Source organism: Citrobacter amalonaticus, from assembly GCF_037053465.1.
Classification (GTDB): Bacteria; Pseudomonadota; Gammaproteobacteria; order Enterobacterales; family Enterobacteriaceae; genus Citrobacter_A; species Citrobacter_A amalonaticus_H.
On the sequence record NZ_JBALIF010000001.1, the window covers coordinates 1 to 12,934 of the forward strand.

At 50.1% G+C, this 12,934-nt stretch carries 9 protein-coding genes, 1 tRNA gene and 3 rRNA genes; 5 read left to right on the forward strand and 8 right to left on the reverse strand.

Annotated elements, in window-relative coordinates; genetic code table 11:
- The 4 genes from WB371_RS00005 to rrf (WB371_RS00020) form a co-directional block, all read left to right on the forward strand.
- Positions 1 to 1,727: ribosomal RNA gene (locus tag WB371_RS00005) — 23S ribosomal RNA — on the forward strand; the annotation flags it as partial.
- Positions 1,728 to 1,849: 122 nt separating this feature from the next.
- A 5S ribosomal RNA gene (gene rrf / locus WB371_RS00010) occupies positions 1,850 to 1,965 on the forward strand.
- 14 nt (positions 1,966 to 1,979) lie between these two features.
- A tRNA-Thr gene (locus WB371_RS00015) sits at positions 1,980 to 2,055 on the forward strand.
- A gap of 40 nt (positions 2,056 to 2,095) precedes the next feature.
- Positions 2,096 to 2,211: ribosomal RNA gene (rrf, locus tag WB371_RS00020) — 5S ribosomal RNA — on the forward strand.
- Positions 2,212 to 2,273: 62 nt separating this feature from the next.
- Here rrf (WB371_RS00020) and WB371_RS00025 read toward each other — a convergent pair.
- The 7 genes from WB371_RS00025 to WB371_RS00055 all read right to left on the reverse strand — a co-directional run bounded on the left by WB371_RS00025 (position 2,274) and on the right by WB371_RS00055 (position 11,609).
- Positions 2,274 to 3,032 carry an amino acid ABC transporter ATP-binding protein gene (locus WB371_RS00025; protein WP_336218112.1) on the reverse strand — a complete coding sequence of 253 codons (759 nt, stop codon included), beginning with the start codon at positions 3,030 to 3,032 and terminating at the stop codon, positions 2,274 to 2,276.
- Positions 3,033 to 3,039: 7 nt separating this feature from the next.
- A complete protein-coding gene (locus WB371_RS00030) occupies positions 3,040 to 4,143 on the reverse strand; it encodes an amino acid ABC transporter permease (protein WP_336218603.1) in 1,104 nt (367 codons plus the stop codon).
- A gap of 9 nt (positions 4,144 to 4,152) precedes the next feature.
- The gene (locus tag WB371_RS00035) at positions 4,153 to 5,334 is read right to left on the reverse strand and encodes an amino acid ABC transporter permease (RefSeq protein WP_336218113.1); all 1,182 of its coding nucleotides are present in this window, start codon (positions 5,332 to 5,334) and stop codon (positions 4,153 to 4,155) included.
- 69 nt (positions 5,335 to 5,403) lie between these two features.
- The gene (locus WB371_RS00040; RefSeq protein ID WP_336218114.1) at positions 5,404 to 6,429 is read right to left on the reverse strand and encodes an amino acid ABC transporter substrate-binding protein; all 1,026 of its coding nucleotides are present in this window, start codon (positions 6,427 to 6,429) and stop codon (positions 5,404 to 5,406) included.
- Between the two features lie 421 nt (positions 6,430 to 6,850).
- Positions 6,851 to 7,072: a lipoprotein gene (locus WB371_RS00045; RefSeq protein WP_336218115.1), complete on the reverse strand. Its 222-nt coding sequence runs from the start codon at positions 7,070 to 7,072 to the stop codon at positions 6,851 to 6,853.
- Between the two features lie 248 nt (positions 7,073 to 7,320).
- On the reverse strand, positions 7,321 to 10,434 hold the full coding sequence (locus WB371_RS00050; protein WP_336218116.1) for an efflux RND transporter permease subunit: 3,114 nt from the start codon (positions 10,432 to 10,434) through the stop codon (positions 7,321 to 7,323).
- An 11-nt stretch (positions 10,435 to 10,445) separates the two neighbouring features.
- Positions 10,446 to 11,609, reverse strand: a complete 1,164-nt coding sequence (locus WB371_RS00055; protein WP_336218117.1) for an efflux RND transporter periplasmic adaptor subunit — start codon at positions 11,607 to 11,609, stop codon at positions 10,446 to 10,448.
- 401 nt (positions 11,610 to 12,010) lie between these two features.
- On the opposite strand from WB371_RS00055, the gene envR reads away from it, so the two are divergent.
- Complete coding sequence (envR, locus tag WB371_RS00060) at positions 12,011 to 12,673, forward strand: acrEF/envCD operon transcriptional regulator (RefSeq protein ID WP_336218118.1); 663 nt, start codon at positions 12,011 to 12,013, stop codon at positions 12,671 to 12,673.
- A 26-nt stretch (positions 12,674 to 12,699) separates the two neighbouring features.
- Here envR and WB371_RS00065 read toward each other — a convergent pair whose 3' ends face one another.
- The gene (locus WB371_RS00065) at positions 12,700 to 12,864 is read right to left on the reverse strand and encodes a DUF2556 family protein (protein ID WP_336218119.1); all 165 of its coding nucleotides are present in this window, start codon (positions 12,862 to 12,864) and stop codon (positions 12,700 to 12,702) included.
- Positions 12,865 to 12,934: the final 70 nt, after the last annotated feature.

A 12,934-nucleotide genomic window follows, 5' to 3' on the forward strand; every position in this document is an offset into this window, starting at 1 on the left:
GTTGGGTAGGGGAGCGTTCTGTAAGCCTGTGAAGGTGTATCGTGAGGTATGCTGGAGGTATCAGAAGTGCGAATGCTGACATAAGTAACGATAAAGCGGGTGAAAAGCCCGCTCGCCGGAAGACCAAGGGTTCCTGTCCAACGTTAATCGGGGCAGGGTGAGTCGACCCCTAAGGCGAGGCCGAAAGGCGTAGTCGATGGGAAACAGGTTAATATTCCTGTACTGGGTGTTACTGCGAAGGGGGGACGGAGAAGGCTATGTTGGCCGGGCGACGGTTGTCCCGGTTTAAGCGTATAGGTGTGTGTTCCAGGAAAATCCGGTTCACTTTAACACTGAGGCGTGATGACGAGGCACTACGGTGCTGAAGTGACAAATGCCCTGCTTCCAGGAAAAGCCTCTAAGCATCAGGTAACAGACAATCGTACCCCAAACCGACACAGGTGGTCAGGTAGAGAATACCAAGGCGCTTGAGAGAACTCGGGTGAAGGAACTAGGCAAAATGGTGCCGTAACTTCGGGAGAAGGCACGCTGATATGTAGGTGAAGCGACTTGCTCGTGGAGCTGAAATCAGTCGAAGATACCAGCTGGCTGCAACTGTTTATTAAAAACACAGCACTGTGCAAACACGAAAGTGGACGTATACGGTGTGACGCCTGCCCGGTGCCGGAAGGTTAATTGATGGGGTTATCCGTAAGGAGAAGCTCTTGATCGAAGCCCCGGTAAACGGCGGCCGTAACTATAACGGTCCTAAGGTAGCGAAATTCCTTGTCGGGTAAGTTCCGACCTGCACGAATGGCGTAATGATGGCCAGGCTGTCTCCACCCGAGACTCAGTGAAATTGAACTCGCTGTGAAGATGCAGTGTACCCGCGGCAAGACGGAAAGACCCCGTGAACCTTTACTATAGCTTGACACTGAACATTGAGCCTTGATGTGTAGGATAGGTGGGAGGCTTTGAAGCGTGGACGCCAGTCTGCGTGGAGCCGACCTTGAAATACCACCCTTTAATGTTTGATGTTCTAACCTGGCGCCGTGATCCGGCGTGGGGACAGTGTCTGGTGGGTAGTTTGACTGGGGCGGTCTCCTCCTAAAGAGTAACGGAGGAGCACGAAGGTTAGCTAATCCTGGTCGGACATCAGGAGGTTAGTGCAAAGGCATAAGCTAGCTTGACTGCGAGCGTGACGGCGCGAGCAGGTGCGAAAGCAGGTCTTAGTGATCCGGTGGTTCTGAATGGAAGGGCCATCGCTCAACGGATAAAAGGTACTCCGGGGATAACAGGCTGATACCGCCCAAGAGTTCATATCGACGGCGGTGTTTGGCACCTCGATGTCGGCTCATCACATCCTGGGGCTGAAGTAGGTCCCAAGGGTATGGCTGTTCGCCATTTAAAGTGGTACGCGAGCTGGGTTTAGAACGTCGTGAGACAGTTCGGTCCCTATCTGCCGTGGGCGCTGGAGAATTGAGGGGGGCTGCTCCTAGTACGAGAGGACCGGAGTGGACGCATCACTGGTGTTCGGGTTGTCATGCCAATGGCACTGCCCGGTAGCTAAATGCGGAAGAGATAAGTGCTGAAAGCATCTAAGCACGAAACTTGCCCCGAGATGAGTTCTCCCTGACCCTTTAAGGGTCCTGAAGGAACGTTGAAGACGACGACGTTGATAGGCCGGGTGTGTAAGCGCAGCGATGCGTTGAGCTAACCGGTACTAATGAACCGTGAGGCTTAACCTTACAACGCCGAAGATGTTTTGGCGGGTTTGAGAGAAGATTTTCAGCACTGATTCAGAGTTGAGTACGCAATAATTTGCGCAGCTGATGCGATAAAGAATTGCGTACTGAGCACAAAGAATTTGCCTGGCGGCCGTAGCGCGGTGGTCCCACCTGACCCCATGCCGAACTCAGAAGTGAAACGCCGTAGCGCCGATGGTAGTGTGGGGTCTCCCCATGCGAGAGTAGGGAACTGCCAGGCATCAAATTTAGCGTGCTGATATGGCTCAGTTGGTAGAGCGCACCCTTGGTAAGGGTGAGGTCCCCAGTTCGACTCTGGGTATCAGCACCACTTAATTAGGTTAAAGTTCGGCACAGTAGAAAAGAATTTGTCTGGCGGCTGTAGCGCGGTGGTCCCACCTGACCCCATGCCGAACTCAGAAGTGAAACGCCGTAGCGCCGATGGTAGTGTGGGGTCTCCCCATGCGAGAGTAGGGAACTGCCAGACATCAAATAAAGCAAAAGGCCCGGTCAAAAGACCGGGCCTTTTTGCATTTCTGATTCGTTGGTTTAGTGAATCACCTGGGATAAAAATGCACGAGTACGTTCTGATTTAGGATGTGCAAAGAACTCATCGGGCGGCGCCTGCTCAACAATTTCACCACGATCCATAAAGATCACCCTGTCGGCCACTGTCCTGGCAAATCCCATCTCATGCGTTACGCACAGCATCGTCATTCCTGATTGCGCCAGGCCAATCATCGTATCCAGAACCTCTTTCACCATCTCCGGATCCAGTGCCGATGTAGGCTCATCAAATAACATAATTTTGGGTTTCATACATAGCGATCTGGCAATGGCCACGCGCTGTTGTTGGCCTCCGGAGATCTGCCCCGGAAATTTGTGGGCGTGTTCTGCGATACGCACACGTTCCAGATAGTGCATTGCCAGCGCCTCCGCTTCTTTTGTTGGTATCTTGCGAACCCAAATCGGTGCCAGCGTACAGTTTTGCAGAACCGTTAAATGGGGAAAGAGGTTGAAGTGCTGAAATACCATGCCGACTTCCTGCCGGACGCGCTCAATATTACGGATATCCTTATTCAACTCGATGCCATCAACAACGATTCGTCCTTGCTGATGCTCTTCCAGATGATTGATACAGCGAATGGTGGTCGATTTACCTGAACCTGAAGGACCGCACAAAACAATGCGTTCCCCCTGTTTGACGCGCAGATTGATGTCTTTAAGCACATGAAACTGACCGTACCATTTGTTGACCTTTTCCAGCGTAATCATCGCATCGGCAGGTTGTATTAATAATTGGCTCATAAAATCCTCAGTGCGGCGTACGCCCGGTGTTAAAGCGCTTTTCCAGATGCTGGCTGTAGCGCGACATGCTGAAACAGAAAATCCAGTAAATCAGTGCAGCGAAAACGTAACCTTCCGTCGACATTCCCAGCCAGGCCGGGTCAACAGTCGCTTGCTGTACGCTACTGAACAGGTCAAATAACCCGATGATGATCACCAGGCTGGTATCCTTAAACAGGGCAATGATCGTGTTAACCAGTCCAGGAATAACCAGTTTTAAAGCCTGGGGTAAAATGACCAGTCCCTGCGTTTTCCAGTATCCCAGCGCCAGAGATTCCGCAGCTTCATACTGACCTTTTGGCAGTGCCTGTAATCCCCCACGGACCACTTCCGCGACATAGGCGGATTGAAAGAGGATCACGCCAACCAGCGCGCGAATAAGCTTGTCGATACTGGTTCCTTCTGACATAAACAGCGGCAGCATGACCGAAGACATAAACAGTACGGTGATCAGGGGGACGCCGCGCCAGAATTCGATAAAAATGACGGATAATACCCGCACGACAGGCATGTGAGAACGACGTCCCAGCGCCAGTAAAATGCCTAAGGGAAGAGCCCCCGCGATCCCGACAGATGCAATAATCAGGGTCAGCGTCAGGCCGCCCCACTGGCGCGTTTCGACCCGCTCCAGCCCCAAAAAACCCCCATACAGTAAGAACCAGACTACTATCGGGTAGATGACGGCCCAGGCGGCAATATAGCGTCCGCGACGGGGGAGTGATTTCCAGAACATGGGCGCAATGGATACCAGGCCGATGAGCAGCGCGAGGTTAATACGCCAGCGCTGGTCGTGAGGATAAAGCCCATACATGAACTGACCAAAACGTTCATGAATAAATACCCAACAGGCTCCGGCTTTTGTACAGTCTGCCCGAGTGGAGCCCACCCAGTTAGCCTGAAGGAACACCCAGTTCAGTAAAGGAGGAATCAACTCCCACATCAGCCATAAACAAAACAGCGTCAACAGGCTGTTTGACCAACTGGAGAAGAGATTTTTGCGTACCCACATAATTGAGCTACCGGGGCCGTTGCTGGCCGGACGCATGGGATGAGACAGCAGCGCTTTTGTCATCATATTTCCTTAGCGCTCAATGAGGGCTATTCGCCGGTTATAGAGGTTCATCAGCAGTGAAATGCTCAGGCTGATGATCAGATACACCGACATAGTGATGGCGATAGTTTCAATCGCCTGCCCTGTCTGATTAAGCACTGTTCCGGCGAACAGTGAAACCATGTCGGGATAGCCAATGGCAGCAGCCAGCGATGAGTTTTTTACAATATTCAGATACTGGCTGGTTAACGGGGGAATGATGACCCGCAGCGCCTGAGGAATGATGACCTGGCGCAGGGTTACGGTATTGGGTAATCCCAGCGAACGGGCTGCTTCATGTTGCCCATGGGGAACAGCCTGAATACCTGCGCGAATGATTTCGGCAATAAACGCTGAGGTGTAGACCGACAGCGCCAGCGTAAGCGCCGCCAGTTCAGGAATAAGTACCATCCCCCCACGGAAGTTAAAACCATGCAGTTGCGGAATATCCCAGTGCAGCGCCGCGCCAAAAAGCCCGTGTGTGATTAACGGTAACAGCACAAGCAGTCCCAATGCCCCAGGCCAGGTTCTCCTTAGTTGTCCCGTTTTCATCTGATGCATTTTATTGAAGCGGAACAGGCCAACGGAGAGCGTGATAGCAATAATTACAGCGATCAGGAAAGCGAGTAAACCTTCTCCTGACTGTGGGGAAGGGATATAGAGTCCTCGATTACTCAGGAAAACGAGATCCAGCGCGCTTGCAGCCTGACGTGGCCCGGGTAAATTACGTAGAACCGCAAAATACCAGAAAAAGATTTGGAGCAACGGAGGGATATTACGGAAGGTTTCAATATAAACCGTTGAAAGTTTACGCAATAACCAGTTATCTGAGAGTCGTGCTAATCCAAGGAAGAAGCCGAGGAAGGATGCGAAGACAATACACAGCGCAGAAACCAGCAGCGTATTGAGCAGACCGACCAGAAAAACGCGCCCATACGTATCGCCTTGCTGATAGTCGATCAGATGCTGGACGATGCCGAACCCGGCGCTGCGGTCGAGAAACGCAAATCCCGAGGTAATGCCGCGACTGCTCAGGTTATTAATTGTGTTATGGATTAAGTAGATAGCAACTGCTATGACCGCGAGAATGGCGAGAAATTGAAACAGCCAGGCGCGGACCGCAGGGTTTGAAAAGGAAAGTGACCCTTTTATATTTGAGCGGCGATGAAACATAAGGAAGCCTCGGTAACCATGACTCTGAACTGAGCGTCGCAGGTGCGACGCTCGTTACATCACAACGACTTAACGCACTGGCGGTGCGTATTGAATGCCGCCGTTATTCCAGAGATTGTTCTGTCCACGTTTGATCTTGAGCGGGCTTTCCGATCCCACATTGCGCTCGAAGATCTCAGCGTAGTTACCCACTTGCTTGATGATGTTATAAGCCCACTTGTTGTCGAGCTTCAGATCTTTGCCGTAATCCCCTTCTTTGCCCAGCAGATGCGCCATGTCAGGCGTTGACGGGTTTGCCGCTTTCTCGTCGACATTCTTCGAGGTTACGCCCATCTCTTCAGCATTCAGCATGGCAAATAGCGTCCAGCGCACAATTGAGAACCACTCGTCATCGCCACGACGAACAACAGGTCCCAGCGGCTCTTTCGAGATCACTTCTGGCAGTACTATCCACTCTGTCGGATTACTCAGCTTAATACGTAAGGCATACAGTTGAGACTGGTCGGAAGCGAGAGTATCGCAACGCCCGGACTCCAGCGCTTTTGCCGACTCATCGGAGCGGTCAAAGGTGACCGGGGTGTACTTCATGTTGTTAGCTTTAAAATAGTCGGCGACGTTCAGCTCTGTATCTGTTCCCGCCTGGATACATACGGTGGCACCGTCTAACTCTTTTGCGCTTTTCAGGCCTGCTTTGTTGTGGGTCAGGAAGCCAATGCCGTCATAGTAGGTGGCACCCGTGAAGGACATACCCATACCTGCATCGCGTGAGGAGGTCCAGGTGGTGTTACGTGAGAGAAGATCGACTTCACCAGACTGTAATGCGGTGAAACGCTCTTTAGCGGTGAGCGGGGTATATTTCACTTTGGTATCATCCCCCAGAACCGCAGCGGCAACACCACGACACACATCGACATCGATCCCGGAAAATTTCCCGTTCGCATCAGCGTAAGAAAAACCGGGCAGACCATCACTGATACCGCATTGGACAAACCCTTTCTTTTTTACAGCATCCAGAGTTGTGCCAGCATGTGCCTGATTTGCAACCGCAAGCAGCACACTGGCAGTAGCCAGCGTGGCCATCATCATCTTTTTCATAATGCATCCTGTGTGGCGAAATTATTGTTATAGAGAGACGTTCTGCAACGTCTTTTACCTGTCTGTGGCATTGGCCATACTTTATTAAGCAAAGGTAGTGCCAGGTTTTGCGTTTATGAGTTCGACGCAATAAGCAGAGTGTAGACAGGAAAAAATAAACTCAGCGCCCTGAAATGGTGCGAAACTGAAACGTAAGCCACATTTTAGAGCAAAATATTTTAAACAACGTTCACTAAGCGAAATAACAATTTCGGAGGTGAATATCGAGAAGGTGAGCATTAATAGATCAATGAGGGTAAAGTGAGGGCTGGACGCTATTGATAATTAAAATGAAATAGACAGATAACTTTTCAACATCTTATATTATATAAAAATGATTGTCTTAAGTTCAGGGCGCGGTATGTTACGCGCCCTGATAAGACTATTTTGACAACGCAATGATGCCCATCGTGAGCCCTGCGACGGCGGCGGCCCCACCAGCAATGGCACCCGCGGTTTCCCAGTTATCCTGAGTCGAGCCTTTCATGCAAGTATTGGTATGAACGAGACGTCCCTGATCATCATATACCGGAACGCAGGGGGAATCGTGTGCACAACCCGCCAGTAATGTCGCAAGTAATGCAACTGAAATGAATCTTTTCATGGTGTTACCTCAAAAAAATAAGTGCTCCGCTAAATGCAGTAAAATAAATACTGACGCTTTGCGAATACAAAACGAATTTTACCACCGCTTAAAAAAAGATTGGCATAAGGAATAATCTCAATTCATGTGGATTGTAAAAATAATGGAGAAATACGTTTCTTATTAAGCAGCATAAATGACTATCTTCTTAATAAATAAAGAGAGAAAGAAATGTAAAAAAGGCGTCCGGAGACGCCTTTATTTACACATTAATCCTGCTGTTTTATGAAGCGTCGCCGAACGACGACAAAGAATACCGGAACAAAGAAAATAGCCAGCAGCGTCGCTGTCAGCATTCCCCCCATAACACCTGTACCCACCGCGTTTTGCGCTCCGCTCCCTGCTCCCCGACTGATAACCAGTGGCATTACACCGAGGATGAATGCAAGAGAGGTCATCAGGATAGGGCGCAAACGCATACGCGCTGCTTCAAGCGTTGCTTCAATCAATCCACGACCTTCTTTTTCCATCAGGTCTTTGGCAAACTCCACAATCAGAATGGCGTTTTTAGCGGAAAGTCCAATCGTGGTTAACAACCCGACCTGGAAATAAACGTCGTTATTCAACCCGCGCAGAGAAGCTGCCAGAAGCGCTCCTACCACGCCGAGCGGAACCACTAACATAACCGAGAAAGGAATGGACCAGCTCTCATAAAGTGCAGCCAGGCACAGGAACACCACGATTAAGGAAATTGCATAGAGCGCTGGTGCCTGGTTGCCTGACAAACGTTCCTGATAAGACATCCCGGTCCAGTCATGGCCGATTCCGCCAGGTAGTTTTGTTGCCAGTTCTTCCATCAGCGCCATTGCTTCACCAGTGCTTCTGCCAGCCGCCGCCTCGCCCAGGAGTTCCATCGATGGCATACCGTTGTAACGCTCCAGTCTGGGAGAACCGTAAACCCAGTGTGCAGAACTGAAACTTGAGAAAGGCACCATTTCCCCGTTCGCACTACGCACGTAGAGATTGTTGATATCCTCTGGCAGCATGCGGAATTTTGCATCGGCCTGAACATACACTTTCTTTACGCGTCCACGATCGATGAAGTCATTGACGTAGTTGCTGCCCAGCGACGCCGAAATCGTCTGATTGATATCTGACAGGGAGACGCCAAGGGCCTGCGCTTTTTCCTGATCAACATCCAGTTTGAACTGAGCGGTATCCTCAAGACCGTTGGGTCGAACGCGCACCAGCACATCAGGATGTTGCGCTACCATGCCTAATAATTGATTACGTGCGGCTGTCAGTGCGGTATGACCTAATCCGCCCTGATCAATGAGCTCAAAGTCAAAGCCAGTTGCCGTGCCAAGCTCAAGGATTGCAGGCATGTTGAAGGGAAAGACCAGCCCATCATTGATCTTACTGAAGGCATGTGTGGCACGGGTAATGATCGATTGCACGCTGTTTTCTTCGCCACTACGGGCTTCCCAGGGTTTCAGGCTAATAAAGGCCAGCCCTGCGTTTTGCCCCTGACCACTGAAGCTAAACCCGTTAACAGTAAAGACACTTTCGACATTTTCCTTTTCATTATTCAGGTAGTAGTTTGTCACTTGATCCAGGACCTTTTGGGTACGTTCCTGTGTCGCCCCGGCAGGCAACTGGATCATGGTCATGAAGACGCCCTGATCTTCATCAGGCAGAAAGGAGGTGGGCAGGCGCAGAAACAGAACGGCCATTCCGATGACTATCAACAGATAAATGAGCAGATAGCGCCCGGTATTACGCACGATCCCGCTGACACTGTTAGTGTAGTGATTGACGCTGAGATCAAATTTGTCATTAAACCAGCCGAAGAAGCCACTTTTCTTACCATGATGTTCTGCGGATGCCGGTTTGAGCAAGGTAGCGCAAAGGGCCGGGGTGAGTATCAACGCGACCAGAACCGAAAGCGCCATTGCTGACACAATGGTGATGGAGAACTGGCGATAGATAGCCCCGGTGGATCCGCCAAAAAAGGCCATTGGGATAAACACGGCAGACAGCACCATGGCAATCCCCACCAGCGCGCCCTGAATCTGCGACATCGATTTCTCGGTCGCCTCTTTAGGCGGCAACTGGTCCTCCATCATCACGCGTTCAACGTTTTCCACCACCACAATTGCATCATCGACAAGCAAACCAATTGCCAACACCATTCCGAACATGGTCAGGGTGTTTATTGAATAACCGAAAGCAGCCAGGACTGCAAACGTACCCAGCAGTACGACGGGTACGGCTATCGTGGGAATCAGCGTGGCGCGAATATTCTGTAAAAACAGATACATCACTAGGAAAACCAGCACAATCGCTTCAAACAACGTTTTTACCACTTCGTGAATAGAGATTTTCACAAACGGCGTAGTGTCATATGGGTAGACCACTTTCATTCCCTGGGGAAAGAAGGGCTGAAGTTCGGCAAGTTTGGCTTTGATCGCCGTGGCGGTATCCAGCGCGTTAGCGCCGGTCGCCAGTTTTATCCCCAGGCCTGCTGCAGGCTTACCATTTATTCGGGCGATCACGTTTTCGTCTTCACCCCCAAGCTCAATACGCGCGACATCTTTGAGATGTACCACGGATCCATCGCTATTAACACGCAGTGTGACTTTGCCGAATTCCTCGGGATCTTTCAGACGTGTCTGCGCAATGATGGAGGCATTAAGCTGTTGCCCAGGCAGTGCAGGTGTTCCGCCAAGTTGACCCGCCGCAATTTGGTTGTTCTGCACTTTCAGTTGATTGATGACATCAACCGGTGTGAGCTGGAATTTGTTCAACAGATTGGCATCCATCCAGATACGCATTGCATACTGTGCACCAAACAGCTGTACGTCACCTACCCCGTTCAGACGACTAATTGAGTCTTTCACATTCGATGCGACGTAATCAGAAATATCGTCCTGCGTAATCTGTGGATTATCTGAAACGAAGCCCGCGACCAGCAGGAAGCTGCTGCTTGATTTCTCCACGCTGATCCCTTGTTGCTGGACTTCCTGTGGGAGTAATGGCGTTGCCAGTTGCAGCTTGTTCTGAACCTGTACCTGAGCGATATCCGGATTCGTACCGGACTGGAAGGTCAGCGTGATGGTCACGCCACCCGCAGAGTCGCTGGTGGAGGACATATACATCAGGTTATCGATACCATTCATGTTCTGTTCGATAACCTGAGTGACGGTGTCCTGCACGGTCTGTGCATCCGCGCCCGGGTAGGTCGCGGAAATGGCCACCGCCGGTGGCGCAATGGTGGGATATTGCGCAACAGGCAGTTGTAGAATTGCCAGGGCTCCTGCCAGCATCAGAATGATAGCCAGGACCCAGGCAAAGATAGGGCGTCTGATAAAAAAGTTTGCCATGTCCGGTTACCTTATTTCGCCGTTTTCACAGCAGGGGCGTCGGCATCCGGAATGGCTTTCACCTTCGCGCCAGGATGTGCTTTTTGTACGCCACTGACGATGACATTGTCGCCAGGTTGTAACCCCTCGCTGATAAGCCATTTGTCACCGATGGCCTGTGACGCAACAACGGTGCGAGACTCAACCTGACTTTGGTTATTAACGACCAGTACAGTGGCATCCCCGCGTGGGGTACGCGTTACACCTTGCTGGGGGATGAGGATCGCATTCGGCTGTACACCTTCATCAATGCGTGCGCGTACAAACATTCCGGGCAACAGGGTATGTTGTGGATTGGGGAAGACTGCACGAAGGGTGATTGAGCCGGTACTTTCATCTACCGTGACATCAGAAAACTGTAGCGTTCCCTTCAGGGGATAAACGCTGCCATTTTCCATGACCAGTTCGACATTACTGGTGGTATTGTCTTTGTGCAGATTACCTTGCTCGATGGCGTACTTAAGACGCATGAAGTCGTTGCTGGATTGTGTGACATCAACATAGATAGGATCGAGTTGCTGCACGGTTGCCAGTGCCGTCGCCTGGCCGTTGGTCACCAACGCGCCTTCGGTGACGCTGGATTTCCCAATACGACCGCTTATTGGTGACGTGACTTTGGTGTAAGCCAGATTAATACGCGCACTCTCTACCGCGGCGTTCGCTGCAATGACCGAAGCATCAGCCTGACGCGCATTAGCGATAGCCTGATCGTATTCCTGCTGGCTGATGTATTTGGTGCCCACCAAAGGAACGTAGCGCTTAACCGTCAGGTGAGCGATAGTCGCAGCGGCTTGACTTTTTGCCAGCTCGCCCTTTGCACTATCGAAATTAGCCTGCCAGGTTGCAGGATCGATTTGGTAGAGCGATTGCCCTGCCTCCACATCGCTACCTTCGATGAAGTTTCTTTTAAGTATAATGCCGCTAACCTGGGGACGAACTTCAGCGATACGGAATGAAGATGTCCGTCCGGGCAATTCGGTCGTCACTGCTAATGGGGCGGTTGCGACAACATGAACGGTCACTTGCGGTTCGGCAGGATGAGCATTGGGATCATCCTGATCGTTACAACCGGCGAGTAGCACAGCAGAAATTATGAGGAATGAGGGCAGGAGTGAAAACCTGGCATGTTTCGTCATTACAGTTCCTTTAAAACCAATAACTCGTTATTTACCTGATAAGAGCAAGGCGGTAACGTGCACGAAGAAATAATAGTTGACCATCCTACAAATTATTACCTCGCGATGTAAGTAATACTTATTTTAAGGCGTGGGAGACGGCACGTAAAAACAAAAATAATCGGGTGGCATTGCGTTGTCGCGCTCTTTTTTGTCATTTTTTGTCGACGATGGATAAATTTAGAAATGCTCATTCTTTTGGTGAATGATTTTATATTTTAAATTTGCGTATTTTATATATTTGAATTTTTTGTGCTGAGATGTTTCGCTTATCTCTCGTTTATAACGTGATGAGGTGCTAAAGTCGTTCACACGATCATCCTGCGCGGCAGTATTTTATTTTGTTCCCGATGTGATCACTCATGCCTAAGAAAACAAAAGCCGAAGCGCTCAAAACACGACAGCATTTAATTGAAACAGCAATCACACAGTTCGCGGAGCGGGGCGTAGGAAACACCACGCTTAACGATATCGCAGATGCGGCGCAGGTTACCAGGGGCGCTATCTATTGGCATTTCGAAAATAAGATTCAGCTCTTTAACGAAATCTGGCAGCAACAACCGCCATTACGCGATCTGATTCAGGACAGGATCTCGTTATCCGCCGGAGATAATCCTTTACAGCAACTGCGTGCAAAATTAATTGCATCACTACAATATATTGCGCAGATCCCCAGACAGCAGGCGTTGATGCAGATTTTATATCATAAATGTGAATTTCATGATGGTATGATATCAGAGCAGGAAATACGTGACAGAATTGGCTTCAGTCAGATAGGTCTGCGGGAAGCATTACAGGAAAGTATGATTCGAGGATGGGTGTCGAATACGCTGGATTTAGACGTTGTCTTAATTATTATTCGCGGGAGTTTTAGCGGCATTGTGAAAAACTGGCTAATGAATCCCGCCAGTTATGATCTTTATCAGCAAGCCCCGGCGCTGGTTGACAATGTGCTCAGAATGTTAACCCCAAATGAAAACGCCATGCCAAAGGGCGAATCAAAACTGATTACTGAAGAAATATAATCTTTCCGTCATACCAGAGTCTGGCGCTAATCCAGATCGGCACAGTTGACCAGCTTTAAGGGATTCACTGAGTTCATATTACGGCACTTATCAGACTCCGTGGTGATCATTTCAATCCACTGGATGAGTAAGGCGTCAAAAAGGAAAACGGAGACCGCAAAAACAATCAGCCACCAATACTTACGAATCATGGTCAAATCCTGTGTATTCATGCTCTGGCGTGCAGGAAATATACACGAAAAATTCTTTCTGAAAAGCAGG

Bases quoted from the DNA above. Each gene is read 5' to 3' on its own strand.
- WB371_RS00025 (WP_336218112.1), bottom strand. From the start codon at position 3,032: ATGAGCCAATTATTAATACAACCTGCCGATGCGATGATTACGCTGGAA.
- WB371_RS00030 (WP_336218603.1), bottom strand. From the start codon at position 4,143: ATGACAAAAGCGCTGCTGTCTCATCCCATGCGTCCGGCCAGCAACGGC.
- WB371_RS00035 (WP_336218113.1), bottom strand. From the start codon at position 5,334: ATGTTTCATCGCCGCTCAAATATAAAAGGGTCACTTTCCTTTTCAAAC.
- WB371_RS00040 (WP_336218114.1), bottom strand. From the start codon at position 6,429: ATGAAAAAGATGATGATGGCCACGCTGGCTACTGCCAGTGTGCTGCTT.
- WB371_RS00045 (WP_336218115.1), bottom strand. From the start codon at position 7,072: ATGAAAAGATTCATTTCAGTTGCATTACTTGCGACATTACTGGCGGGT.
- WB371_RS00050 (WP_336218116.1), bottom strand. From the start codon at position 10,434: ATGGCAAACTTTTTTATCAGACGCCCTATCTTTGCCTGGGTCCTGGCT.
- WB371_RS00055 (WP_336218117.1), bottom strand. From the start codon at position 11,609: ATGACGAAACATGCCAGGTTTTCACTCCTGCCCTCATTCCTCATAATT.
- envR (WP_336218118.1), top strand. From the start codon at position 12,011: ATGCCTAAGAAAACAAAAGCCGAAGCGCTCAAAACACGACAGCATTTA.
- WB371_RS00065 (WP_336218119.1), bottom strand. From the start codon at position 12,864: ATGATTCGTAAGTATTGGTGGCTGATTGTTTTTGCGGTCTCCGTTTTC.